This window comes from Streptomyces sp. ISL-12 (assembly GCF_018614415.1).
Lineage (GTDB): Bacteria > Actinomycetota > Actinomycetes > Streptomycetales > Streptomycetaceae > Streptomyces.
On sequence record NZ_JAGGOO010000065.1, the window covers coordinates 13,971 to 36,882 of the forward strand.

Here is a 22,912-nt window from a genome sequence, read left to right on the forward strand (position 1 = left end):
AGGGTCAGGCTGCCGCGCAGTTCGGGCAGATGCCGCGGTAGGTCACCTCGACGTCCGACACCGTGAAGCCGAAGCGCTCCGAGTCGGGGAGGTCGGCCAGCGGGTTGCCCGCCGGGTGGACGTCGCGTATCGCGCCGCACTGGGCGCAGACCAGGTGGTGGTGGGGCTGGTGGGCGTTCGGGTCGTAGCGCTTGGCGCGTTTGTCCGTCGCGACTTCCAGCACCTCGCCGAGCGTGACCAGCTCGCCGAGGGTGTTGTACACGGTGGCTCTGGAGATCTCCGGGAGTTTCGTGACGGCACGGGCGTGCACCTCGTCGGCCGTCAGGTGGACGTGCTCGCCGTCCAGGACCTCGGCCACCACGCGCCGCTGGGCGGTCATACGCCATCCGCGTCCACGCAGCCGTTCCAGTAGGTCACTCATGCGAACCAGCCTAACAGCCAGGGGGACAAGATCCCGAACCAGTGTGACTTTGGAGTCTTACTTGACTTAGACATTGTCCATTGTAGGATCGGCAACGGCTTCGGCCAAGGGACAGGAACAGCAAGAATGGCCAGGAGGCCCACGTGACTCAGGGACCGCTTACTACGGAGGCCGGCGCTCCGGTCGCCGACAACCAGAACAGCGAGACGGCCGGTGTCGGTGGCCCGGTGCTCGTCCAGGACCAGCTCCTTCTGGAGAAGCTGGCCCACTTCAACCGCGAGCGCATCCCGGAGCGTGTCGTGCACGCCCGCGGCGCCGGTGCCTACGGCACCTTCAAGGTCACCGCGGACGTCACCAAGTACACCCGCGCCGCCTTCCTCTCCGAGGTCGGCAAGGAGACGGAGGTCTTCCTCCGCTTCTCCACCGTGGCCGGCAACCTGGGTGCGGCGGACGCGGTGCGCGACCCGCGCGGCTTCGCGGTGAAGTTCTACACCGAAGAGGGCAACTACGACCTCGTCGGCAACAACACCCCGGTCTTCTTCATCCGGGACGCGATCAAGTTCCCCGACTTCATCCACACCCAGAAGCGCGACCCGTACACGGGCTCGCAGGAGGCGGACAACGTCTTCGACTTCTGGGGTCTGAGCCCGGAGAGCACCCACCAGGTGACCTGGCTGTTCGGCGACCGCGGCATCCCCGCCTCGTACCGCCACATGGACGGCTTCGGCTCGCACACCTACCAGTGGAACAATGAGGCCGGCGAGGCCTTCTGGGTCAAGTACCACTTCAAGACGGACCAGGGCATCAAGAACCTGACCGCCGAGGAGGCCGAGGTCCTCGCGGGCAAGGACCCCGACTCGCACCAGCGCGACCTGCGCGAGGCGATCGAGCGCGGTGACTTCCCGTCCTGGACCGTCGGCGTGCAGATCATGCCGGTGGCCGAGGCGGCGACCTACCGCTTCAACCCGTTCGACCTGACCAAGGTGTGGCCGCACGCGGACTACCCGATCGTCTGGTTCGGCAAGATGGAGCTCAACCGCAACCCGGAGAACATCTTCGCCGAGGTCGAGCAGTCGATCTTCTCCCCGGCGCACTTCGTGCCCGGCATCGGCCCGTCCCCGGACAAGATGCTCCAGGGCCGCCTCTTCGCCTACGGCGACGCCCACCGCTACCGCGTCGGCATCAACGCCGACCACCTGCCGGTGAACCGCCCGCACGCCACCGAGGCGCGCACCCACTCCCGTGACGGCTACCTGTACGACGGCCGCCACAAGGGCGCGAAGAACTACGAGCCGAACAGCTTCGGCGGCCCGTTCCAGACGGACCGCGCGCTGTGGCAGGGCGTGCAGGTCACCGGTGTCACCGGCGAGACCGTGACCCCGGTGCACGCCGAGGACAACGACTTCGTCCAGGCGGGCAACCTGTACCGCCTGATGTCGGAGGACGAGAAGGAGCGCCTGGTCAAGAACCTGGCGAACGCCATCTCAGGGGTCACGCGCGACGACATCGCCGAGCGCGCGATCAACAACTTCCGTCAGGCGGACGAGGACTTCGGCAAGCGGCTGGAGGCCGCGGTCCAGGCCCTGCGCGGCTGACAGCACTGGACCGCTTGTCGTGGCGGCGGGCCGGAACCCCTGCGGGGGGTCCGGCCCGTTTCGTCTGTTCAGGCGGGTACGTGGGCCGGTGTCCAGCAGCGGATGATGTCGCGGACCGAGACGATGCCGGCCGGCTCGCCGCGGTCCAGGACGATGAGGTGGCGGAAGCCGCCGCGCGTCATCGCCAGCGCCGCCTCCTCCAGCGTCCAGGACGGCGCGGCGAACACGACGTCGCCGGTGGTGTGGGCGTGGGTGCGCTCGGCGTCCGGGTCCTGGCCCCGGCCGACGGAGTTGAGGATGTCGCGCTCGGTGAGGATGCCGATGCCCTCGGCGTCGGGGTCGTGGACGACGGCCGCGCCCACGCGCCGGGCGGCCATCAGGGCGGCGGCCTGGCGCAGCGTGTGGTCGGGACCGATGGTGAGGACGACCGTGCTCATGGCGTCGCGGACGAGCATGGGCGGAGCCACCTCCTGGTGAGCCACTCCTGTGAAACCCATGAGGTAGTTCATGGATTCACAAATTCACAAATGGGGGGACCCTCAGAGTGGCAGGTAAAGCGAAGGTAAACAAGGGTGCGGCCCCGCTCCTGCTTCCCCCCTCGGTCAGTGCCGCCCCTCCAGGTGGCGCAGCAGCTCGTCGTGGAGCAGCCCGTTGGACGCCGCCGCGTTGCCGCTGTGCGGCCCCGGGCGGCCGTCGAGGCCGGTGAAGGTGCCGCCGGCCTCGGTGACGACGATCGCGGGGGCGGCCATGTCCCACAGCGACAGCTCCGGCTCCGCGCACAGGTCGACCGCCCCTTCCGCAACCATCATGTACGGCCAGAAGTCGCCGTACGCGCGCGTGCGCCACACCTTGCGGGTCAGGTCCAGGAAGCCGTCGAGGCGGCCCTGCTCCTCCCAGCCGCTGAGCGAGGAGTACGCGAAGGAGGCGTCGGAGAGCCCGGACACCTTGGAGACGTGCAGCCGGGTGGCCGAGGTCAGGCTGCGGCCGGTGAAGGCGCCGTGGTCCTTCACCGCCCACCAGCGGCGGCCCAGGGCGGGCGCGGAGACGACGCCGACGACGGGCTGGTAGCCGCCCTCACCCGCCTCCATCAGGGAGATCAGCGTGGCCCAGACCGGGACGCCGCGGACGTAGTTCTTGGTGCCGTCGATCGGGTCGATCACCCAGCGGCGGGGACCGGTGCCCTCCACGCCGTACTCCTCGCCGAGCACCGCGTCCCGCGGGCGGGCCCGCTGGAGGTGGCCGCGCAGCAGCTCCTCGGCGGCCTTGTCCGCCTCGCTGACCGGCGTCATGTCCGGCTTGGTCTCGACCTTGAGGTCGAGGGCCTTGAAGCGGTCCATGGTCGTCGCGTCGGCGGCGTCCGCGAGGACGTGGGCCAGGCGGAGGTCGTCCAGGTAGTCGGGCATGCGGCAACCGTATCGGCCGAGGGCCGGGACGGGCCAACAGGGCCGCCGGTCCACCGGGTGGCCCGGGGTGTCCCGAGGGCGGGCGCGCGGACCCTTGACAGTGCCCGGGGGCGCGTCGAACCTGTGCCGCAGAGCCGCTCGCTCCTGGGGAGGCGACGATGCCCGCAGCGCGGGAGTCCCTGCTCGACGCCGCCGGCGCGGCGCTGGCCCGCCGGCCCTGGTCCGCGGTGCGCATGGTGGACGTGGCCGCCTCGGCCGGGGTGTCCCGGCAGACGCTCTACAACGAGTTCGGCGGCAAGGAGGGGCTCGCGCGGGCGCTGGTGCGCAGGGAGGCGGACGGCTTCCTGGCCGGGGTGGACCGCGCCCTCGCCTGCCCCGGCGGTCCCGACGCGCGGCTCACCGCCGCCGCCGAGTGGACCACCGCGGCCGCCCGCCGCAACGCGCTGGTACGGGCCCTGCTCACCGGCTGCTGGGAGGCGCGGCTGCCGTCGCCGGCGCCGGCGACGGTGGCCTCCACCGCCCCGGTCCCGGCCCAGCGCCGGGCGGACGGGCCGCTGCCCTCGCCCGGTGACCTCGTGGCGCTCGTGCGCGACCGGGCGGCGGCGACCCTGGCCGGGAGCACTCCCGCGAAGGCTCGGACAGACGCCGCCGACCTGTCCCGGGTCTGCGAACTCGTCGTCCGGCTCGCCCTGTCCTGCGTCGCCGCGCCGCCGGCCGAGGGCGGGGTGGCCGACCTCGTACGGACGGCGCTGCCGCGGCGGTTGACGGCGTGACGGCTCGCCGGGAGCCGGGGGTCAGTGCGAGGAACCCGACAGCTGGAGTCCGATGACGCCGAGGATGACCAGGCTGATCGAGACGATCTTCAGGGTCGACACCAGGTCGCCGAGGAAGACCATGCCGTAGATCGCGGTGCCCGCCGCGCCGATACCGGTCCACACGGCGTAGGCGGGGCCGACGTCGAGCTTCTTCAGGGAGAGGGTCAGCAGGCCGAAGCTGCCCAGCGCGAAGGCGGCGAAGGCGATGGTCGGCCACAGCCGCGTGAAGCCGTGGGACAGCTTCAGACACACGGCGAACCCGGTCTCCAGCAACCCGGCCACTATGACCAGCAGCCACGCCATGTGTCGTCCTCCAGTAGTCCCCGTCGTCCCGTGGTCCCAGGTACCGTGACCGCTTTGCCCGTGCTTGGTTCCGGCTTGGGTGCGATTATGCACTTACCGGCACCACGCCCCCGCAAACAACGTGAAGGTCAGTCGCCTTCCTTCCGCTCCCGCGTCGCCAGCAGCCGGCGCAGCGAGTACAGCCGCGCCGGGTCCGCGTGGCCCTCGGCCACCCAGGCGTCCAGGGCGCAGTCCGGCTCGTCGTGACCGCACGCGCGCGGACAGCCCTCCGTCCCCGGCTCCAGGTCCGGGAAGGCGTGGATCACGCGCGACGGGTCGACGTGGTTCAGGCCGAACGACCGTACGCCCGGGGTGTCGACGACCCAGCTGTCGGGGGCCGCGAGCGGCAGCGCCAGTGCCGAGGTGGTGGTGTGCCGGCCGCGTCCCGTCACCGCGTTCACATGGCCCGTGGAACGCCGCCGGTCATCCGGGACCAGCGCGTTGACCAACGTGGTCTTGCCGACGCCGGAGTGGCCGACGAACGCGGTGATCTTGCCGGTGAGATGGTCGCGGACCCGGTCGGCGGCGTCGCCGTCCGCCAGCTCCTCGCGGCTGGTGACGACGTAGGGGATGTCCAGGGCGCCGTACAGCTCCAACAGGTCGTCCGGCGGGGCCAGGTCCGACTTGGTCAGCACCAGGAGCGGGGTGAGGCCGCCGTCGAACGCCGCGACCAGGCAGCGGTCGATGAGGCGGGGGCGGGGCTCGGGGTCGGCGAGGGCGGTCACGATCGCGAGCTGGTCGGCGTTGGCGACCACCACCCGCTCGAAGGGGTCGTCGTCGTCCGCGGTGCGGCGCAGCACCGAGGTGCGCTCCTCGATGCGGACGATGCGGGCCAGGGTGTCCTTGGCTCCGGACATGTCGCCGACCAGGGCGACCCGGTCGCCGACCACCGCCGCCTTGCGGCCCAGTTCGCGGGCCTTCATCGCCATGACCGTACGGCCCTCGACGAGGCAGGTCAGCCGACCCCGGTCGACGGTGAGGACCATGCCCTCGGCGGCGTCCTCGTGCTTGGGGCGGATGTTGGTCCTCGGCCGGGTGTTGCGTCGGCCCGGCCGGGTGCGGATGTCGTCCTCGTCGGTGTGCTTGCCGTAACGGCGCATGGCTTTTCCCGCGTCCCTTACGCCCCGAGCATCCCGGTCCACAGGTCGGGGAAGTCCGGCAGGGTCTTCGCCGTCGTCGCCACGTTCTCGATCACCACGTCCTTCACCGCCAGGCCGAGGATCGCGCCGGCGGTGGCCATGCGGTGGTCCTCGTAGGTGTGGAAGGTCCCGCCGTGCAGCGGGCGGGGGCGGATGTGCAGGCCGTCGGCGGTCTCGGTGACGTCGCCGCCCAGCTCGTTGATCTCCTTGGTGAGCGCGGCCAGCCGGTCCGTCTCGTGCAGGCGCAGGTGGGCGACGCCGCGCAGGGTCGAGGGGGAGTCGGCGAGGGCGGCGACGGCCGCGATGCCCGGGGTCAGCTCGCCGACCTCGGAGAGGTCCACGTCGATGCCGTGCACGGCACCCGATCCGGTGAAGACCAGGCCGTAGTCGGTCAGTTCGCAGGAACCGCCCATCTCGGTGAAGATCTCGCGCAGCCGGTCGCCGGGCTGGGTGGTACGGGCCGGCCAGTCCGGGATCGTGACCTTGCCGCCGGTCACCAGCGCCGCCGCGAGGAACGGCTGGGCGTTGGACAGATCCGGCTCGACGGTCAGGTCACGGCCGAGCAGCGCGCCCGGCGTCACCCGCCAGACGTTCGGCTCGCCGCCCGACTCGGGGGTGTCGACCTGGGCGCCGACCGAGCGCAGCATGTCGACGGTCATCCGGATGTGCGGCATCGAGGGCAGCGCGGAGCCCGTGTGCCGGACCTCGACGCCCTGGTTGAACCGGGGGCCGGAGAGCAGCAGGGCGCTGACGAACTGCGACGACGAGGAGGCGTCGATCGCCACCGGGCCGCCCTCCAGGGCACCGCTGCCGTGCACGGTCAGCGGCAGGGCGCCGCGGCCGTCGTCGTCGATGCGGGCGCCGAGGGCACGCAGCGCGTCGATCACGCCGTGCAGCGGACGCTCGTAGGAACGCGGGTCGCCGTCGAAGCGGACCGGGCCGTCGGCGAGGGTGGCGACGGGGGGCAGGAAGCGCATCACGGTGCCGGCGTTGCCGACGTCGACGGTGGCCGGGCCGCGCAGGCCCGCCGGGATGACCCGCCAGAACTCTCCGGTGCCGTCCGGTCCGACGCCCTCCTCGATGCCCACGCCCAGCTCGCGCAGCGCGCCCGCCATCAACAGGGTGTCCCGGGAGCGCAGCGGGCGGCGCAGCCAGCCGGGCTCGGAGGCGAGGGCGGCGAGCACCAGGGCGCGGTTGGTGACCGATTTGGACCCGGGCACGTGGACGGTCGCGTCGACGGCTCCGCTCGCGTGCGGGGCGGGCCAGAGGGCGGTGTGCGCGGGGTTCAGCGTCATGGGGCCCACTTTAGTGGCTGAGAGCGATCGGAGATCTTGATCAAAAGTGGCGAAACCAGACCGAAACACCGTCATGGTACGTGCCATGCATATATGCATCCGGTCTCACCGCGTCAGGCACGTCAGGCGCCGTCTCACAGCTCCAGCAGCCAGCGGCCCCCGCCGAGCAGCGAGCACAGGGACACCATATGGAACAGGAAGAACCACACCCCCGCCGGGGCGTGCGTGAGCCGGGCCAGCTGGTCCGCGTCCGAGTCCCCGGCGCCGCCCCGGGACCGCTTCGCCTGCAGCTCGAACGCCGGGCGCACCCCGCCGAGCAGCAGGAACCACACCACCGCGTACGCGAACGCCGCCTGCACCTGCGGACCGGCCAGCCACGACACCACGACGAAGAGCCCGCCGGTGACGACCACGGTCAGCGCCCCGTAGGCGTTGCGGATCATCACCAGCAGGGCCAGCAGCAGCGCGGTCGCCAGCCACAGCAGCAGCGTGATGCGCCCCGCGCCCAGCAGCGCGGCGCCGCCCAGGCCCAGCAGCGGGGGAGCGGTGTAGCCGGACGCCGCGGTCAGGATCATGCCGAGCCCGGTCGGCTTGCCGCGGCTGACGGTGAGGCCGCTGGTGTCCGAGTGCAGGCGGATGCCGGTGAGCTGCCGGCCGGTGAGCAGCGCCACCAGCCCGTGCCCGCCCTCGTGCGCGATGGTGATGGCGTTGCGCGCTATCCGCCACGGCCGGTGGGGCACGACGACCACCAGCGCGGCGACCAGGGTGGCGATCACCACCCACAGGTCGGGGTCGGGCTGGGTACCGGTGATCTCGTCCCAGAGCGAGGTGGCTGTGGTGCTGTCCATGTGCGGTGAGGGCCCCTCCGGTCCGGCGGAATCTGGCAGTGTTGCACGTATGTGCGGACGGTATGCGGCGAGTCGTGGACCCGAGGATCTCGCAGGAGTCTTTGAGATCGAGAAGTGGGAGCCGGAAGAGACGGTTCTGGAGCCGGATTACAACGTGGCCCCTACAAAAGAGGTCTACGCCGTCCTCGACCGCCCCCTCAAAGACGCCGCCGACCCCCGGCCGGTTCGCCAGATGCGGAAGCTGCGGTGGGGGCTGGTCCCCTCCTGGTCCAGGACGCCCGAGGGCGCCGCCCGGATGATCAACGCCCGCGCGGAGACCGTGCACGAGAAGCCGTCCTTCCGCCGTGCCTTCGCCACCCGCCGCTGCGTCCTGCCCGCCGACGGCTACTACGAGTGGGTCACCGGCAAGCAGGAGCGGGACCTGGAGGTCGAGGGCAAGAAGAAGCGGCCCCGCAAGCAGCCCTACTTCGTGACCCCGGCCGACGGGTCCGTCTTCGCGATGGCCGGGCTGTACGAGTTCTGGCGGGACCGTACGCTGCCGGACGACCACCCGTCGGCCTGGTGGGTGACCTGCTCGGTGATCACCACGGAGGCCGAGACGGCCCCGCTGGCCGTCGCGCCCGCCGAGGGCCCGCACGCGCTGGCCGAGATCCACCCCCGGATGCCGCTGATGCTGACCCCGGACCGCTGGGACGCCTGGCTCGACCCGGCCCGCACCGACCCGGACGACCTGCGCGCGCTGCTCGCCCCGCCACCCGAGGGCCTGATGCGCGCCTACCCGGTCACCACCGCCGTCAGCAACGTCCGCAACAACGGACCGGAGCTGCTGAAGGAGCTGGAGGGACCGGAGGAGGGCACACTCTTCTGATGTGACTCCTGATGTGACGGTTACGGAAGAGACCACCGAGACGGAAGCGGGAACCGCCCGCATCACCTGGCACCCCGCGCGCGACGCCCGGCTGGTCCTCGCCCTGGGCCACGGCGCCGGCGGCGGCGTCGAGGCCCGCGACCTGGCGGCCCTCGCCGCCGCCCTCCCCGCGCACGGCGTCACCGTCGCCCTCGTCGAGCAGCCCTGGCGGGTGGCCGGCAGGAAGCTGGCGCCCGCGCCGAAGTCCCTGGACACCGGCTGGCGGGGCCTGTGGCCCGCGCTCACCGCCCCCGGTCTGCCGGTGATCGCCGGGGGCCGCAGCGCCGGCGCCCGCGTCGCCTGCCGCACCGCCACCGAACTGGGCGCCCGCGCGGTCCTCGCGCTCGGCTTCCCGCTGCACCCGCCGGGCAAGCCGGAGAAGTCCCGCGCCGGCGAACTGCTCGGCGCCGGCGTGCCCACCCTCGTCGTACAGGGCGGCAACGACCCGTTCGGCAGGCCGGCGGAGTTCCCGGACGGCCCGTACGAACTGACCGAGGTCCCCTACGGCGATCACGGCTTCGCGGTCCCCAAGCGGGCCCCGCTCACCCAGGACGAGGCACTCGCGGTGATCACGGACGCGGTCGTGAAGTGGACCGGCTCACTGGAGTGAACTCCAGGGAATGACCGGCGGCCGGCGGCTGTTGTGAGGGTCGTACGTGCTGGTGCCCCAGCACCGCAGCCGTAGGAGAGGAAGTCCGCCGCATGGGTTCGACCTTCTGCCCGCCCGTCTCCCACCACCACCCCGTGGACGGGCTGCGCCCGGCAGAATCGATTTCCGCCCGTGGCAGCCGCCCCGACCTGGAGTGGTCGGTGCTGCACGCGGCGAAGACCGCCCCCGTCCGGGCGGCGGGCGGACCGGGAAGTCGTCTATCCTCCGATTCGAGCGGGACCGGATTCGGTTCCGTGACGGCAGTGGAGGAGGTGGGTCCGGTCACCGGTACCGACGCAGGGACCGACAACGGCCAGGCGGAGCAGCCCGAGGGCCGGGGTGGTGCGAGCACGGAGACGACCGCCGAGCGCAGCGCGCGCTTCGAGCGGGACGCGCTCGAGTTCCTCGACCAGATGTACTCGGCCGCGCTGCGCATGACGCGCAACCCGGCCGACGCGGAGGACCTGGTGCAGGAGACGTACGCCAAGGCGTACGCGTCCTTCCACCAGTTCCGCGAGGGCACCAATCTCAAGGCATGGCTCTACCGGATCCTCACCAACACCTTCATCAACTCCTACCGCAAGAAGCAGCGCGAACCTCAGCGCAGTGCGGCCGAGGAGATCGAGGACTGGCAGCTCGCCCGCGCCGAGTCGCACATGTCGACCGGTCTGCGCTCCGCCGAGTCGCAGGCGCTCGACCACCTGCCCGACTCGGACGTGAAGTCGGCGCTCCAGGCGATCCCCGAGGAATTCCGCATCGCCGTGTATCTGGCGGATGTCGAGGGCTTTGCCTACAAGGAGATCGCGGACATCATGGGGACACCCATCGGGACCGTGATGTCACGGCTGCACCGGGGGCGCCGCCAGCTGCGCGGCATGCTGGAGGACTACGCCCGTGACCGCGGACTGGTCCCGGCCGGCGCCGGAGAGTCGAACGAAGCGAAAGGCTCGGGGTCATGAGCTGCGGAGAGCCGCACGAGACGGATTGCAGCGAAATCCTCGATCATCTCTACGAGTTCCTCGACAAAGAGATGCCGGACACGGAGTGCACCAAGTTCGAGACGCACTTCGAGGAATGCTCGCCGTGCCTGGAGAAGTACGGTCTGGAGCAGGCCGTCAAGAAGCTGGTCAAGCGGTGCTGCGGGCAGGACGACGTCCCCGGTGACCTGCGCTCCAAGGTCATGGGACGGATCGAGCTGATCCGGTCCGGGGAGTCCGTCCCCGAGCACGACGTGGCGGTCGCACGGCCCCAGGAGCAGGAAACCTGATCGACGCACGCGTCACTCGATGGAGTTAAGCGGCGGGACATGGCGAGGTCGCTCGCCGTGTCCCGCCGCGGTCTTACCTCCCGCGCGGCTGGGTAACCCATGGGTAATGAGCGCCTCTCCAGCCGTACGTGGTTTGATGCGCAGGAGAGGGTGTCCGGGGGGCGGAAAAGGCACAGCCAGCCCACAGAACGGAACTGGCAGGCGGGAATCGTGAGGATCTTCGGCAAGGGACGGCACCGGCCCTCCGCCTCCTGGCGGCAGGCCACCGACCGCGCGTTCACCCTGATCGGTGACGGCAGGTACGAGGACGCGGGGGCGCTGCTGACGCGGGCCGCCGACCTGGAGCCGTGGCTGTCGGAGTCGTGGTTCAACCTCGCCCTGCTGCACAAGTTCCGGCACGACTGGGAGCAGGCCCGGACGGCCGGCCTCAGGGCCGTCGCCCTCCTGGACCGGGACGCCGGGGCTCCCGACTGGTGGAACGTCGGCATCGCCGCGACCGCCCTGCAGGACTGGCCGCTGGCCCGCCGGGCCTGGCAGGCGTACGGACTGCGGCTCCCCGGCGACGCGACCGACGCCGGTGAACCGCTCGGCATGGAGCTGGGCAGCGCCGCCGTACGGCTCTCTCCCGAGGGCGAGGCCGAGGTGGTGTGGGGCCGGCGGCTGGATCCCGCCCGCATCGAGGTGCTGTCGATCCCGCTGCCGTCGTCCGGGCGGCGCTGGGGCGAGGTCGTGCTGCACGACGGAGTCCCGCACGGCGAGCGGACCACCGCCGCCGGGCACGCCTACCCGGTCTTCGACGAGATCGAGCTGTGGGCGCCGTCGCCCGTGCCGACCTGGGTGGTGCTCCTGGAGGCGGCCACCGAGGCCGACCGGGACGCGCTGGAGCAGCTCGCCGCCGACGCGGGCTTCGCGGCCGAGGACTGGTCGTCGTCGGTGCGGCTGCTGTGCCGGATGTGCTCGGAGTCCCGGATGCCGTCCGACGAGGGCGACGGGGAGCACCTCGACCCGCACGACCACAGCGAGCCGGGGCATCCGGGGCCGCTCGGGCACCGGACGGACGGGCAGCTGTGGGTTCCCGAGCGGGAGTGCGGGGTGGCGGCGCCGGCTTCTTTGGTGCGGGGGTTGTTGGACGGGTGGGTTGCCGACAGTCCGGATTCTCGGGACTGGCGGGATCTCGAGGAAGTCTGTTAGCCGCGGGTGCGTCGTGGCTTGTCGCGCCCGCGCGGCGGAGCCGCATACGGACACAGTCCCGCGCCCCTGTCGGGGCGCGCTGCCCTTTACCCTGTATCGAGCATCGAACCCGGGTTTCACTGAGGAAGGCGTACGTCCGTCATGGCGCAGCAGGACACCGATCAGCAGCACGTGGGCGTGCTTCCCGTGGATGACGAGGGGTACGTCGTCGACACGGAGGACTGCGAGGAGCGTGAGGCCGCCTGGCGGGAGCGCGGGACCTCGCGGCCGATCACGGTGGTCGGTAACCCGGTGCTGCACAAGGAGTGCCGGGACGTCACCGACTTCGGCGAGGAGTTCCAGCAGCTGGTCGCGGACATGTTCGCCAGCCAGCGCACCGCCGAGGGCGTCGGCCTCGCCGCCAACCAGATCGGTGTCGACCTCAAGGTCTTCGTCTACGACTGCCCCGACGACGAGGGCGTCCGGCACGTCGGCGTCGTCTGCAACCCCGAGCTGGTCGAGCTGCCCGCCGAGCGGCGCCGCCTGGACGACAGCAACGAGGGCTGCCTGTCGGTGCCGACCGCGTACGCGCCGCTGGCCCGCCCCGACTACGCCGAGGTGACCGGGCAGGACGAGAAGGGCAACCCGGTCAAGGTGCGCGGCACCGGCTACTTCGCACGGTGTTTGCAGCACGAGACCGACCACCTGTACGGGTACCTGTACATCGACCGGCTGTCCAAGCGGGAGCGCAAGGACGCGCTGCGGCAGATGGCCGAGAACGAGCCGCGCTACCCCGTGGTCGCGAACGACTGAAACGGACCACCATCCGTCCCGGTCCGCCCATCCGAGCCTTCTGATCCCTCCGGTTCTTGCGAACCTTTCGGACCTGCCGGACCTTTCGAACGGCGTCTGTTCGGGAACATCCCCCGGAACAGGCGCCGTTCGCGCGCGTGTTCCCTGAAGCCGCCACACACCAGGAGAATTCCGGCGCCGCGGGTGGCGAATGAGGCAAATCCGTTCCCAACCCGGTCAGTTCTAGGGCTGAATGGTAGTGCGGTGATACGCAAGGGCGCGCGCTCGGCATGCGGAGGCGCGCGTCTCCGGCGGCTGAGAGGGGCTAGTTCGTGCTTGCTTTCCCAACCGGCACCACATCGACACCGACCGAGGTGGCGGTCCCACCCTCACTCTCCCTTCCCCTGGTCGAAGCGGCATTTCCCCGGCGCCTCCACGAGTATTGGCCAAAGCTTCAGGAGAACACCCGTGGGTGGCTCCTGGAAAAGCGGCTGATGCCCGCGGACAAGGTCGCGGAATATGCCGATGGCCTGTGCTACACCGACCTCATGGCCGGGTACTACCTGGGCGCGCCCGACGAGGTGCTCCAGGCGATAGCGGACTACAGCGCCTGGTTCTTCGTCTGGGACGACCGGCACGACCGCGACATCGTCCACGGGCGCGCGCCCGCCTGGCGGCGGCTGCGCGACCGGCTGCACACGGCACTCGACTCCCCCCGGGACCACCTGCACCACGAGGACGCTCTGGTGGCCGGGTTCGCGGACAGCGTGGAGCGGCTGTACTCGTTCCTGCCGGGGACGTGGAACGCCCGGTTCGCCCGGCACTTCCACGCGGTGATCGACGCCTACGACCGCGAGTTCCACAACCGGACGCACGGCGTGGTGCCGCGCGTCGACGCGTACCTGGAGCTGCGCCGGCTCACCTTCGCGCACTGGATCTGGACGGATCTGCTGGAGCCGAGCGCGGGCCTCGAACTCCCGGACGCCGTGCGGAAACACCCGGCATACCGGCGGGCGGCGCTGCTGAGCCAGGAATTCGCCGCCTGGTACAACGACCTTTGCTCATTGCCGAAGGAATTGGCCGGAGCCGAGGTGCACAATCTCGGAATCAGTCTCATCATCCATGAGGGGCTGACTCTCGAAGAGGCGATGGAGGAGCTGAGGCGGCGCGTGCGGGAATGCGTCGTGGAATTCATCGCGGCCGAGCGGGACGCGCTGCGGTTCGCCGACGGACTCGCCGACGGGACCGTACGCGGAAAAGAACTCAGTAATGCCGTGCACGCCTGTGTGGGCAATATGCGGAACTGGTTCAGTTCCGTCTACTGGTTCCACCACGAGTCCGGCCGGTACGCCGTCGACAACTGGGACGACCGGTCCACACCCCCGTACGTCACCAATGGAGACGTGCACAGCGCAGACGTGCACAGCGAAGACGTCCTCAACACAGCGGCAGGTGAGAAATGACCGTCGAGTCAGTGAACCCCCGCACCACCACGGCGGCGACCGAACCGCCCCTGGCCGGCGGCGGCCTGCCGCTGCTCGGCCACGGCCTCAAGCTCGTCCGGGACCCGCTGGCCTTCATGGACCAGCTCCGCGACCACGGCGACGTGGTCCGCATCCGCCTCGGCCCCAAGACGGTGTACGCCGTCACCGCCCCGCACCTCACCGGGGCCCTGGCGCTCAGCCCCGACTACGTCATCGCCGGCCCGCTCTGGGAATCTCTGGAGAGCCTGCTCGGCAAGAAGGGGGTGGCCACCGCCAACGGTCCGACGCACCGGCGTCAGCGGCGCACCATCCAGCCCGCGTTCCGGCTCGACGCGATCCCCGCCTACGGGCCGGTCATGGCCGAGGAGGCGTACGCGCTGGTGCGGCGCTGGAGTTCCGGCCAGGTCCTCGACATCACCTCGGAGTCCTTCCGGGTGGCCGTCCGGATTTCCGCCCGCTGCCTGATGCGCGGCACTTACATGGATGACCGTGCCGAACGGATATGCACCGACCTCGCGACCCTGTTCAGCGGCATGTACCAGCGTATGGTCGTCCCCCTCGGGCCGCTTTACCGGATACCCGTGCCGAGCAACCGCGAATTCAACCGGGCGTTGGCCGATCTGCATCTCCTGGTGGACGAGATCGTCGCCGACCGCCGGGCCAGTGGTCAGAAACCGGACGATTTGCTGACGGCTTTGCTGGACGCGACGGATGAGAATGGCGAGCCCATCGGGGAACAGGAGATCCACGACCAGGTCATCGCGATCCTCACCCCCGGCAGCGAAACCGTCGGCTCCGTGCTGATGTCGTTGCTCCTGGTGCTCACCGAGCACCCGGAACTGGGCGACAGGATCCGCGACGAGGTGAAGGACGTCGTCGGTGACCGGCCGGTCGCGTTCGAGGACGTCCGGCAGCTGACGCACACCGCCAACATGGTTCTCGAAACCATGCGGCTGTATCCCGCCGTGTGGATCCTGACCCGCCGGACGGTGGCCGAGACCGAGCTGGGCGGTTACCGCATCCCGGCCGGGGCGGACGTCATCTACAGCCCCTACGCGGTCCAGCGCGACCGGCGCTCCTTCGAGCGGCACGCGGAGTTCGACCCCGACCGGTGGCTCGACGGGCGGGGCGGGGAGGTGCCCAAGTACGCGATGGCCCCGTTCAGCGTGGGCAACCGCAAGTGCCCCAGCGACCACTTCTCCATGGCCGAGCTGACGCTGGTCACCGCCGTGATCGCCGCCGCCTTCCGGTTCGAGCACGCGCCGGGGTCGGACACCCGGCCCCGGATCGGCATCACGCTCCGGCCACGCCGGCTGCGGCTGCGGGCGCTGCCCCGCTGACGGACGCGGCGCGCACGTTCAGGCGGCCCGAGGGCCCCTGAACGTGCGCCGGCGGGTGTGCGGGGCGGTGCCTCGTACCCGGGTGAACCGGCGACGGTGACGCAGCGGACTCAGAAGTCCTCGTCCAGGTCGACGGAACCCTCCACCGCCACCTGGTACGCCGACGGGCGCCGCTCGAAGAAGTTGGTCAGCTCCTGGACCCCCTGCAGCTCCATGAAGGAGAAGGGGTTCTCGGAGCCGTACACCGGGGCGAAGCCGAGGCGGGTGAGCCGCTGGTCGGCGACGCACTCCAGGTACTGCCGCATGGAGTCGGTGTTCATCCCCGGGAGGCCGTCACCGCACAGGTCGCGCGCGAACTGCAGCTCGGCCTCGACGGCCTCCCGCAGCATGTCGGTGACCTGGTGGCGGAGGTCGTCGTCGAAGAGGTCGGGTTCCTCCTGGCGGACGGTGTCGACCACGTCGAAGGCGAAGGACATGTGCATGGTCTCGTCGCGGAAGACCCAGTTGGTGCCGGTGGCCAGGCCGTGCAGCAGGCCCCGGCCGCGGAACCAGTAGACGTAGGCGAAGGCCCCGTAGAAGAACAGGCCCTCGATGCAGGCGGCGAAGCAGATGAGGTTGAGGAGGAAACGGCGTCGGTCGGACTTGGTCTCCAAGCGGTCGATCGACTCCACCGAGTCGATCCACTTGAAGCAGAACTCGGCCTTCTCGCGGATCGAGGGGATGTTCTCGACGGCCGCGAAGGCGGCGGCGCGGTCGTCCGGGTCGGGGAGGTAGGTGTCCAGCAGGGTCAGGTAGAACTGGACGTGGACGGCCTCCTCGAAGAGCTGGCGGGAGAGGTAGAGCCGGGCCTCGGGGGAGTTGATGTGCTTGTAGAGGGTCAGGACGAGGTTGTTCGCCACGATCGAGTCGCCGGTGGCGAAGAAGGCGACCAGGCGGCCGATCAGGTGCTGCTCGGCGGGGGTGAGCTTGGCGAGGTCGGTGACGTCCGAGTGGAGGTCGACCTCCTCCACGGTCCAGGTGTTCTTGATGGCGTCCCGGTAGCGCTCGTAGAAGTCGGGGTAGCGCATGGGGCGCAGGGTCAGCTCGAAGCCGGGGTCGAGCAGGTTCTTGGTCTGGTTCTTCGTCCGGGTCTTCACTGGCAGGCCTCGCAGGACTCGGGGTTCTCCAGGGAGCAGGCGACGGCCGCCTGTGCTGGTGCTTGTGCTTGTGCGGCGCGGGCGATGCGGGTCGCCGGGCGGGAGCGCAGGTAGTACGTGGTCTTCAGGCCCCGCTTCCAGGCGTACGCGTACATCGAGGAGAGCTTGCCGATGGTCGGCGTCTGGAGGAACAGGTTCAGGGACTGGCCCTGGTCGAGGTACGGGGTGCGGGCGGCGGCCAGGTCGATCAGGGCGCGCTGCGGGAGTTCCCAGGCGGTGCGGTAGAGGCGGCGGACGTCCTCGGGGAGCCGGTCGAGGTCCTGGACCGAGCCGTTCGCCTCGCGCAGGGCCTCGCGGGTGCGGGCGTCCCAGACGCCGAGCCGCTTGAGGTCGGCCACCAGGTAGGGGTTGACCTGGAGGAACTCGCCGGACAGCGTCTCGCGCTTGAACAGGTTGGACACCTGCGGCTCGACGCACTCGTAGACGCCCGCGATGGAGGCGATGGTGGCGGTCGGGGCGATGGCGAGGAGCAGGGCGTTGCGCAGGCCGGTGCGGGCGACGCGCTCGCGCAGGGCGGTCCAGCGGTCGGGCCAGGCCGGCTCCACGTCGTAGTGGTCGGGGTGCAGGACCCCGCGTGCGGTACGGGTCTTCTCCCAGGCGGGCAGCGGGCCGCCGCGCTCGGCGAGGTCCGCGGAGGTCTCGTACGCGGCCAGCATGATCCGTTCGGCGATACGGGTGGACAGGGCCCTGGCCTCGGGGGAGTCGAAGGGCAGGCGGAGCTTGAAGAAGACGTCCTGGAGGCCCATCACGCCGAGGCCGACGGGGCGCCAGCGGGTGTTGGAGCGGGCCGCCTGTCCGGTCGGGTAGTAGTTGATGTCGACGACCCGGTCGAGGAAGGTGACGGCGGTGCGGACGGCCGCGTCCAGGCGGTCCCAGTCCATCGCCTCGCCGGTCACGAAGGCGGCCAGGTTGACGGAGCCCAGGTTGCACACCGCCGTCTCCCCGTCGTCCGTGACCTCCAGGATCTCCGTGCAGAGGTTGGACGAGTGGATGACGTGGCCCGGCTCGGCGGTTTGGTTGGCGGTGCGGTTGGCGGTGTCCTTGAAGGTCATCCAGCCGTTGCCGGTCTGCGCGAGGGTGCGCATCATACGGCCGTACAGCTCGCGCGCGGGGAGCGTCCTGCGGGCCAGGCCGTTCGCCTCGGCCGCCCGGTAGGCCGCGTCGAACTCCTCGCCGTGGAGGTCGGTCAGTCCGGGGACGTCGGCGGGGGAGAAGAGGGACCAGCCCGCGTCCGCCTCGACACGGCGCATGAACTCGTCGGGGATCCAGTGCGCCAGGTTCAGGTTGTGGGTGCGGCGGGCGTCCTCGCCGGTGTTGTCCCGCAGTTCGAGGAACTCCTCGATGTCCGCGTGCCAGGTCTCCAGGTAGACCGCCGCCGCTCCCTTGCGCCGGCCGCCCTGGTTGACGGCGGCGACCGAGGCGTCGAGCGTCTTGAGGAACGGGACGATGCCGTTGGAGTGCCCGTTGGTGCCGCGGATCAGTGAACCCCGGGCGCGGACGCGGGAGTAGGCGATGCCGATGCCGCCGGCGTGCTTGGAGAGGCGGGCGACCTGGAGGTAGCGCTCGTAGACCGAGTCCAGCTCGTCCCTGGGGGAGTCCAGGAGGTAGCAGGACGACATCTGGGGGTGCCGGGTGCCGGAGTTGAAGAGGGTGGGGGAGGAGGGGAGGTAGTCGAGGCGGCTCATCAGGCCGTAGAGCGCGGCCACCTCGTCGACGGACCCGGGGGTGTCGTCCTCGGCGAGGCCGGCGGCGACGCGGAGCAGGAAGTGCTGCGGCGTCTCGATCACCTTGCGGGTGTGCGGGTGCCGGAGCAGATGGCGGCTGTGCAGGGTGCGCAGTCCGAAGTAGCCGAAGCGGTCGTCGGCGGCGGGGTCGAGCAGCGCGTCCAGGCGGTCCGCGTGCCGGCGTACGAACCCTGCCGTACGGTCGGCGATCAGGCCCTCACGGTGGCCGGTGGCGACGGACTCGGTGAAGGTGGTCACGCCCTGGGAGGCGGCCTCGGCGCGCAGGGTGAGCGTCAGCAGCCGGGCGGCCAGCCGCGAGTACGCCGGGTCCTCGGAGATCAGGCTGGCCGCGGCCTCCGTGGCCAGTTCCCGCAGCTCCGGCTCGTCGGCATGCGCGGACCGGCCGCGCAGCGCGGCGGCGGCGACCCGGCCGGGGTCGGCGTCGGGGAGGTCGGCGGTCAGTTCGGTCAGGGTCCGCAGCAGTGCGGCGCCGGGCCTGTCCTCGGGCACCGGGGGCGTTGCTGGAGCGGGGCCGACCGGTGATACCGGGTCGGCTGGCGCGATGGTCATGTGGGGCACTCCCTCGCTCGGCACGGGGCCTTGCGGAGGGCAGGAGGCAGCTCACGAGCGCGCGCGGCGTCGCGTCCACCGGCCCATTCCACGAGGCCCGGACGTCAGGCGCCCGGACCGGACGGCCGGGCGCACTGTCGGCAGGTACTCGGACTGGACTGGCGTGCGGACACGCGAGTACACCGTTGCGGGACAGTTCCGGATTCGCACCGGATTCCCCTGCGGCGACAGCGAGCATGAGCATACATGTTGTGCCGCGTGAGGAAAGTGACCCCAGATGTTGTGTCTGTCGGGTCAGAGGGACAGCTCGTACGTGAGGAGCGTGATGTCGTCCGGCTCCGGGAGCGGGTTCCAGTCGCGGTCCGGGGTGCGGACGAAGCCGAGGCGTTCGTAGACGCGGTGGGCCGCGCGCATGGTCCTCTGCGTGGACAGGATCAGGCGTTCGCAGCCGTCGACGCCGCGGGCGCGGTCGACGCAGGCGCGGACGAGGGCCTCGCCGACGCCGCGGCCGCGGGCCGCGTGGGCCACCGCGAGCATGCGGATCTCGGCCTCTCCCTCGCGGGCGAGGTCGGCCATGGGGCCGCCGGACGGGACGAAGGTGACTCCGCCGAGGACGGTGTCGTCCCTCAGGGCCACCAGTACCTCCGCGGCGGCGGCGCGTTTCGCCACGTCGCGGAGTTCTTCGAGGTAGGCGTCGGACGCACCGAAGTCGAGGAGGCCGTCGTGGAGGTAGGCGGTGGCGGTGATCTCCCCGAGGGCGGTGTATTCGGTGGGGAGGGCCGGGCGGATCTGAAAGTCCATGCGGGGAGTGTGTACGGTTGCGGGCCGCCGTTGTGCGTCTTTTCGGCGGCCCGCCGCGGGGCGTGTCCGGTCGCTCGCGCCCACGCGGCGGAGCCGCGCACCGATACAGCCCCACGCCCCGCACGGGGCGCTTCAGTGGGCGGAACCCGCAGTCGCCGGCGGCAGCTCCACCTCCACGCCCGGGTCGCCCGCGTCCGCCGTGTAGTCCTCCGGGCTGGTCTGGTCGATGCCGTCGGGGGCCTTGGCCGCGCGGAGGACGAAGGTCAGGACCACCGTCACCAGCACGTTGAGCACGAACGCCGTCAGACCGATGTACCCGATCTCCCCGATGCCCGGGATCTCCTTCGACGAGCCGCCGAAGTGCGCCTGCGTCGGCGAGGAGACGCCGTACGCCGCGAGCGTGCCGTAGACCATGCCGACCGCCCAGCCGGCCAGCAGCGCCCAGCGGTGGAACCAGCGGGTGAACAGGCCGCCGACCAGCGCCGGGAAGGTCTGCAGGATCCAGATGCCGCCAAGGAGCTGGAAGTTGATCGCGACCGTCTTGTCCATGCCGAGCACGAAGACCAGCGCGCCCACCTTCACCAGCAGCGACACCAGCTTGGAGACCTTGGTCTCCTGTTCCGGCGTGGCGTCGGGCTTGATGAAGTCCTTGTAGATGTTGCGGGTGAAGAGGTTGGCCGCCGCGATCGACATGATGGCCGCCGGGACCAGCGCGCCGATGCCGATCGCCGCGAAGGCCACGCCCGCGAACCAGTCCGGGAACATGTCCTCGAAGAGCTGCGGGATGGCGAGCTGGCCGTTGCTCACCTTGATGCCGGCCGCGATCGCCATGAAGCCCAGCAGGGCCAGCAGCCCCAGCATCAGGGAGTACAGCGGCAGGATCGTGGTGTTGCGGCGGATCACCTCACGGCTGCGCGAGGACAGCGTGGCGGTGATCGAGTGCGGGTACATGAACAGCGCCAGCGCCGAGCCGAGGGCCAGGGTGGCGTACGTCCACTGGCCGGTGTCGGGTGGGGTCACGCCGCCCGCTCCCGCCGCCTCGAACTTGTCACCGGCCGCGGCGAAGATGTCGTCGAAGCCGCCCAGCTTGATCGGGATGTAGATGATGGCGACCGCGATCACGATGTAGATCAGCGTGTCCTTCACGAACGCGATCAGCGCGGGCGCCCGCAGCCCGGACGAGTACGTGTACGCCGCGAGCACGCCGAAGGCGATCAGCAGGGGCAGGTCCTTGATGAACCAGTTGGTGTCCTCGCCGCCGCCGACGCCCATCACGTCCAGCACGGCCTGGATGCCGACCAGCTGGAGCGCGATGTACGGCATCGTGGCGAGGATGCCGGTGACGGCGACCGCCAGCGACAGTCCCTTCGAGCCGAACCGGCCGCGCACGAAGTCCGAGGTCGTCACGTACCCGTGCTTGTGCGAGACCGACCACAGGCGCGGCAGGAACGTGAAGATCAGCGGGTAGACCAGGATCGTGTACGGCACCGCGAAGAAGCCGGAGGCGCCCGCCGCGTAGATCGCCGCGGGGACGGCGACGAAGGTGTACGCCGTGTAGAGGTCGCCGCCCAGCAGGAACCAGGTGATCCAGGTGCCGAACGAGCGTCCGCCCAGGCCCCATTCGTCGAGGCTGGCCTCGTTCTCGGCCCGGCGCCAGCGCGCGGCCAGGAAGCCCATCGCGGTGACCAGGACGAAGAAGAAGATGAAGACGGCGAGTGCCACGCCGTTGACGCCGTCGTTCACTTGCCCGCACCCCCCTCAGGAGCGCGCCGGGCCCGCTGGTCACGCTGCCACAGCTTGTACGCGATCATCGTCAGCGCCGTCGAGATCAGCACCCAGGCCATCTGGTACCAGTAGAAGAACGGGATGCCGATGAACGCCGGGTCGGTCTTCGCGTACGACCCGACCCAGAGCATGGCCACGAACGGTGCGACGAGGCAGAGGCCGATGATCACGCGCACCGGCGTCACCACCGGCCCCGAGCTCGTTCCTGAGGCTTGCGACATGCGGCGGCTCCGTCCCCTAGGTGGTCAGCCCTGTAATGCGGAGGCAATCTAGGTGACGGTTACACGACAGCGGAAGACCCCGTCCGTATATCGGTCCCGAAGACCGGCATGTCCCCGCGAAAGCCGCTCAGCGGCGGCGAAGACCCGTACGCGGGTCCGGCTCCCGCCGGTCCGTCCGGGTCGCGCCGCGCGCCGCGCGGGAGGGAACGTCAGTCCCGCGGCCGCTTCAGCCGCGCCACGAACTTGTACCGGTCCCCCCGGTACACCGACCGCACCCACTCCACCGGCTGTCCGTCCCGGTCCCGAGAGTGCCGGGAGAGCATCAGCATCGGCAGGCCCACGTCGGTGCCGAGCAGACCGGCCTCGCGCGGGGTGGCCAGCGAGGTCTCGATGGTCTCCTCCGCCTCGGCGAGATGGACGTCGTAGACCTCGGCGAGGGCGGTGTAGAGGGACGTGTACTTGACCAGGGAGCGGCGCAGGGCCGGGAAGCGCTTGGCGCTCAGGTGGGTGGTCTCGATGGCCATCGGCTCCCCGTTGGCCATGCGCAGCCGCTCGATGCGCAGCACCCGGCCGCCGGCGGCGATGTCCAGGAGCGCGGCGATCCGGTCGTCGGCGGTGATGTAGCCGACGTCCAGCAACTGGGACGTGGGTTCCAGCCCCTGGGCACGCATGTCCTCGGTGTACGAGGTGAGTTGGAGCGCCTGCGAGACCTTGGGCTTGGCGACGAAGGTGCCCTTGCCCTGGATGCGCTCCAGGCGGCCCTCGACGACGAGTTCCTGGAGGGCCTGGCGGACGGTGGTGCGGGAGGTGTCGAACTCGGCGGCCAGCGTGCGCTCCGGCGGGACCGGTGTGCCGGGCGCCTGGGTCCGCGTCATGTCGAGCAGATGCTTCTTCAGGCGGTAGTACTTGGGCACACGCGCGGTACGGACGGTCGCCCCACCCTCGTTCTCCGCACTGCTGACGTCGGTGCTCATCGCTGCCTTCCCGGCTCCGGATGCCGAAGCGGCCGACGTCCCCGGCCGGCCGCGGCTCACATCGTGGCACGGCTCACCGCGGGGTGGTCCCGCACGCTCCGTGACCCCCTCTGTATACCTCTGGGGCCACCGTTGGTCTAGTCCACCGCGCCGTCAAGCCCGCGTGGTACGCAC

Annotated in this window: 23 protein-coding genes and 1 riboswitch; of the genes, 10 read left to right on the forward strand and 13 right to left on the reverse strand. The window is 70.7% G+C overall.

All coding sequences use genetic code 11. The annotated features are described in order from the left end of the window. Nucleotides 1-4: 4 nt before the first annotated feature. A complete protein-coding gene (locus J7I94_RS18360) occupies nucleotides 5-421 on the reverse strand; it encodes a Fur family transcriptional regulator (RefSeq protein ID WP_215168207.1) in 417 nt (138 codons plus the stop codon). 143 nt (nucleotides 422-564) lie between these two features. Between J7I94_RS18360 and J7I94_RS18365 the strand changes: the two genes are divergently transcribed. Continuing rightward, on the forward strand, nucleotides 565-2,016 hold the full coding sequence (locus J7I94_RS18365) for a catalase (RefSeq protein WP_215168208.1): 1,452 nt from the start codon (nucleotides 565-567) through the stop codon (nucleotides 2,014-2,016). 68 nt (nucleotides 2,017-2,084) lie between these two features. On the opposite strand, the gene J7I94_RS18370 is transcribed toward J7I94_RS18365, so the two are convergent. Both J7I94_RS18370 and hisN read right to left on the reverse strand, forming a co-directional pair. After that, nucleotides 2,085-2,471, reverse strand: coding sequence for a cyclic nucleotide-binding/CBS domain-containing protein (locus J7I94_RS18370; protein WP_215168209.1), 387 nt, complete (start codon nucleotides 2,469-2,471; stop codon nucleotides 2,085-2,087). A 147-nt stretch (nucleotides 2,472-2,618) separates the two neighbouring features. Continuing rightward, on the reverse strand, nucleotides 2,619-3,419 hold the full coding sequence (hisN, locus tag J7I94_RS18375) for a histidinol-phosphatase (RefSeq protein ID WP_215168210.1): 801 nt from the start codon (nucleotides 3,417-3,419) through the stop codon (nucleotides 2,619-2,621). Between the two features lie 158 nt (nucleotides 3,420-3,577). Between hisN and J7I94_RS18380 the strand changes: the two genes are divergently transcribed. After that, complete coding sequence (locus J7I94_RS18380) at nucleotides 3,578-4,192, forward strand: TetR/AcrR family transcriptional regulator (protein ID WP_215168211.1); 615 nt, start codon at nucleotides 3,578-3,580, stop codon at nucleotides 4,190-4,192. A 21-nt stretch (nucleotides 4,193-4,213) separates the two neighbouring features. Here the strand turns inward: J7I94_RS18380 and J7I94_RS18385 are convergent, their stop codons facing one another. The 4 genes from J7I94_RS18385 to J7I94_RS18400 form a co-directional block, all read right to left on the reverse strand. Next, on the reverse strand, nucleotides 4,214-4,537 hold the full coding sequence (locus J7I94_RS18385; protein ID WP_215168212.1) for a multidrug efflux SMR transporter: 324 nt from the start codon (nucleotides 4,535-4,537) through the stop codon (nucleotides 4,214-4,216). Between the two features lie 128 nt (nucleotides 4,538-4,665). Next, nucleotides 4,666-5,676: a ribosome small subunit-dependent GTPase A gene (rsgA, locus tag J7I94_RS18390; protein ID WP_215168213.1), complete on the reverse strand. Its 1,011-nt coding sequence runs from the start codon at nucleotides 5,674-5,676 to the stop codon at nucleotides 4,666-4,668. A 17-nt stretch (nucleotides 5,677-5,693) separates the two neighbouring features. After that, complete coding sequence (gene aroA, locus J7I94_RS18395; RefSeq protein ID WP_215168214.1) at nucleotides 5,694-7,010, reverse strand: 3-phosphoshikimate 1-carboxyvinyltransferase; 1,317 nt, start codon at nucleotides 7,008-7,010, stop codon at nucleotides 5,694-5,696. 134 nt (nucleotides 7,011-7,144) lie between these two features. After that, the gene (locus J7I94_RS18400) at nucleotides 7,145-7,858 is read right to left on the reverse strand and encodes a M50 family metallopeptidase (protein WP_215168215.1); all 714 of its coding nucleotides are present in this window, start codon (nucleotides 7,856-7,858) and stop codon (nucleotides 7,145-7,147) included. A 49-nt stretch (nucleotides 7,859-7,907) separates the two neighbouring features. Here J7I94_RS18400 and J7I94_RS18405 point away from each other — a divergent pair, with 49 nt between their 5' ends. The 8 genes from J7I94_RS18405 to J7I94_RS18440 all read left to right on the forward strand — a co-directional run bounded on the left by J7I94_RS18405 (nucleotide 7,908) and on the right by J7I94_RS18440 (nucleotide 15,467). Further along, nucleotides 7,908-8,726, forward strand: a complete 819-nt coding sequence (locus J7I94_RS18405; protein ID WP_215168216.1) for an SOS response-associated peptidase — start codon at nucleotides 7,908-7,910, stop codon at nucleotides 8,724-8,726. Nucleotides 8,727-8,739: 13 nt separating this feature from the next. Next, entirely contained in the window at nucleotides 8,740-9,375 is a 636-nt protein-coding gene (locus J7I94_RS18410; protein ID WP_374198400.1) for an alpha/beta family hydrolase, read from the forward strand. Between the two features lie 311 nt (nucleotides 9,376-9,686). Then, nucleotides 9,687-10,373, forward strand: a complete 687-nt coding sequence (gene sigR, locus J7I94_RS18415; RefSeq protein ID WP_215168234.1) for an RNA polymerase sigma factor SigR — start codon at nucleotides 9,687-9,689, stop codon at nucleotides 10,371-10,373. Beyond that, nucleotides 10,370-10,681 (forward strand): mycothiol system anti-sigma-R factor, encoded by a 312-nt coding sequence (gene rsrA / locus J7I94_RS18420; RefSeq protein ID WP_215168218.1) that lies wholly within the window; start codon nucleotides 10,370-10,372, stop codon nucleotides 10,679-10,681. The genes sigR and rsrA overlap by 4 nt, the downstream gene beginning before the upstream one ends. A 210-nt stretch (nucleotides 10,682-10,891) precedes the next feature. Then, nucleotides 10,892-11,872: a hypothetical protein gene (locus tag J7I94_RS18425; RefSeq protein WP_215168219.1), complete on the forward strand. Its 981-nt coding sequence runs from the start codon at nucleotides 10,892-10,894 to the stop codon at nucleotides 11,870-11,872. Between the two features lie 141 nt (nucleotides 11,873-12,013). After that, the gene (def, locus tag J7I94_RS18430; RefSeq protein ID WP_215168220.1) at nucleotides 12,014-12,664 is read left to right on the forward strand and encodes a peptide deformylase; all 651 of its coding nucleotides are present in this window, start codon (nucleotides 12,014-12,016) and stop codon (nucleotides 12,662-12,664) included. Between the two features lie 311 nt (nucleotides 12,665-12,975). After that, nucleotides 12,976-14,106 (forward strand): epi-isozizaene synthase, encoded by a 1,131-nt coding sequence (cyc1, locus tag J7I94_RS18435; protein WP_215168221.1) that lies wholly within the window; start codon nucleotides 12,976-12,978, stop codon nucleotides 14,104-14,106. Then, nucleotides 14,103-15,467, forward strand: a complete 1,365-nt coding sequence (locus J7I94_RS18440) for a cytochrome P450 (protein WP_215168222.1) — start codon at nucleotides 14,103-14,105, stop codon at nucleotides 15,465-15,467. The genes cyc1 and J7I94_RS18440 overlap by 4 nt, the downstream gene beginning before the upstream one ends. Before the next feature lie 110 nt (nucleotides 15,468-15,577). Here J7I94_RS18440 and J7I94_RS18445 read toward each other — a convergent pair whose 3' ends face one another. From J7I94_RS18445 to J7I94_RS18470, 6 genes are all read right to left on the reverse strand, one after another. After that, a complete protein-coding gene (locus tag J7I94_RS18445) occupies nucleotides 15,578-16,534 on the reverse strand; it encodes a ribonucleotide-diphosphate reductase subunit beta (RefSeq protein ID WP_251075353.1) in 957 nt (318 codons plus the stop codon). A gap of 65 nt (nucleotides 16,535-16,599) precedes the next feature. After that, on the reverse strand, nucleotides 16,600-18,957 hold the full coding sequence (locus J7I94_RS18450) for a ribonucleoside-diphosphate reductase subunit alpha (protein ID WP_215168223.1): 2,358 nt from the start codon (nucleotides 18,955-18,957) through the stop codon (nucleotides 16,600-16,602). A gap of 143 nt (nucleotides 18,958-19,100) precedes the next feature. Next, nucleotides 19,101-19,176: riboswitch (cobalamin riboswitch) on the reverse strand. Nucleotides 19,177-19,251: 75 nt separating this feature from the next. Beyond that, nucleotides 19,252-19,758 (reverse strand): GNAT family N-acetyltransferase, encoded by a 507-nt coding sequence (locus J7I94_RS18455; protein WP_215168224.1) that lies wholly within the window; start codon nucleotides 19,756-19,758, stop codon nucleotides 19,252-19,254. A 132-nt stretch (nucleotides 19,759-19,890) separates the two neighbouring features. Continuing rightward, nucleotides 19,891-21,501 (reverse strand): monocarboxylate uptake permease MctP, encoded by a 1,611-nt coding sequence (gene mctP, locus J7I94_RS18460; protein ID WP_215168225.1) that lies wholly within the window; start codon nucleotides 21,499-21,501, stop codon nucleotides 19,891-19,893. After that, nucleotides 21,498-21,764 (reverse strand): DUF3311 domain-containing protein, encoded by a 267-nt coding sequence (locus J7I94_RS18465; RefSeq protein ID WP_215168226.1) that lies wholly within the window; start codon nucleotides 21,762-21,764, stop codon nucleotides 21,498-21,500. The genes mctP and J7I94_RS18465 overlap by 4 nt, the downstream gene beginning before the upstream one ends. 209 nt (nucleotides 21,765-21,973) lie before the next feature. Beyond that, nucleotides 21,974-22,738, reverse strand: coding sequence for a GntR family transcriptional regulator (locus J7I94_RS18470; RefSeq protein WP_215168227.1), 765 nt, complete (start codon nucleotides 22,736-22,738; stop codon nucleotides 21,974-21,976). Between the last annotated feature and the right edge of the window lie 174 nt (nucleotides 22,739-22,912).

Excerpts from the sequence above, each read along its gene's own strand:
- J7I94_RS18440 (WP_215168222.1), top strand. The coding sequence starts at position 14,103 with ATGACCGTCGAGTCAGTGAACCCCCGCACCACCACGGCGGCGACCGAA.
- J7I94_RS18385 (WP_215168212.1), bottom strand. The coding sequence starts at position 4,537 with ATGGCGTGGCTGCTGGTCATAGTGGCCGGGTTGCTGGAGACCGGGTTC.
- rsrA (WP_215168218.1), top strand. The coding sequence starts at position 10,370 with ATGAGCTGCGGAGAGCCGCACGAGACGGATTGCAGCGAAATCCTCGAT.
- J7I94_RS18465 (WP_215168226.1), bottom strand. The coding sequence starts at position 21,764 with ATGTCGCAAGCCTCAGGAACGAGCTCGGGGCCGGTGGTGACGCCGGTG.
- J7I94_RS18400 (WP_215168215.1), bottom strand. The coding sequence starts at position 7,858 with ATGGACAGCACCACAGCCACCTCGCTCTGGGACGAGATCACCGGTACC.
- J7I94_RS18445 (WP_251075353.1), bottom strand. The coding sequence starts at position 16,534 with ATGCGCTACCCCGACTTCTACGAGCGCTACCGGGACGCCATCAAGAAC.
- aroA (WP_215168214.1), bottom strand. The coding sequence starts at position 7,010 with ATGACGCTGAACCCCGCGCACACCGCCCTCTGGCCCGCCCCGCACGCG.
- J7I94_RS18470 (WP_215168227.1), bottom strand. The coding sequence starts at position 22,738 with ATGAGCACCGACGTCAGCAGTGCGGAGAACGAGGGTGGGGCGACCGTC.
- J7I94_RS18455 (WP_215168224.1), bottom strand. The coding sequence starts at position 19,758 with ATGGACTTTCAGATCCGCCCGGCCCTCCCCACCGAATACACCGCCCTC.
- J7I94_RS18370 (WP_215168209.1), bottom strand. The coding sequence starts at position 2,471 with ATGCTCGTCCGCGACGCCATGAGCACGGTCGTCCTCACCATCGGTCCC.
- J7I94_RS18405 (WP_215168216.1), top strand. The coding sequence starts at position 7,908 with ATGTGCGGACGGTATGCGGCGAGTCGTGGACCCGAGGATCTCGCAGGA.
- def (WP_215168220.1), top strand. The coding sequence starts at position 12,014 with ATGGCGCAGCAGGACACCGATCAGCAGCACGTGGGCGTGCTTCCCGTG.
- hisN (WP_215168210.1), bottom strand. The coding sequence starts at position 3,419 with ATGCCCGACTACCTGGACGACCTCCGCCTGGCCCACGTCCTCGCGGAC.
- J7I94_RS18450 (WP_215168223.1), bottom strand. The coding sequence starts at position 18,957 with ATGACCATCGCGCCAGCCGACCCGGTATCACCGGTCGGCCCCGCTCCA.
- rsgA (WP_215168213.1), bottom strand. The coding sequence starts at position 5,676 with ATGCGCCGTTACGGCAAGCACACCGACGAGGACGACATCCGCACCCGG.
- J7I94_RS18360 (WP_215168207.1), bottom strand. The coding sequence starts at position 421 with ATGAGTGACCTACTGGAACGGCTGCGTGGACGCGGATGGCGTATGACC.
- J7I94_RS18380 (WP_215168211.1), top strand. The coding sequence starts at position 3,578 with ATGCCCGCAGCGCGGGAGTCCCTGCTCGACGCCGCCGGCGCGGCGCTG.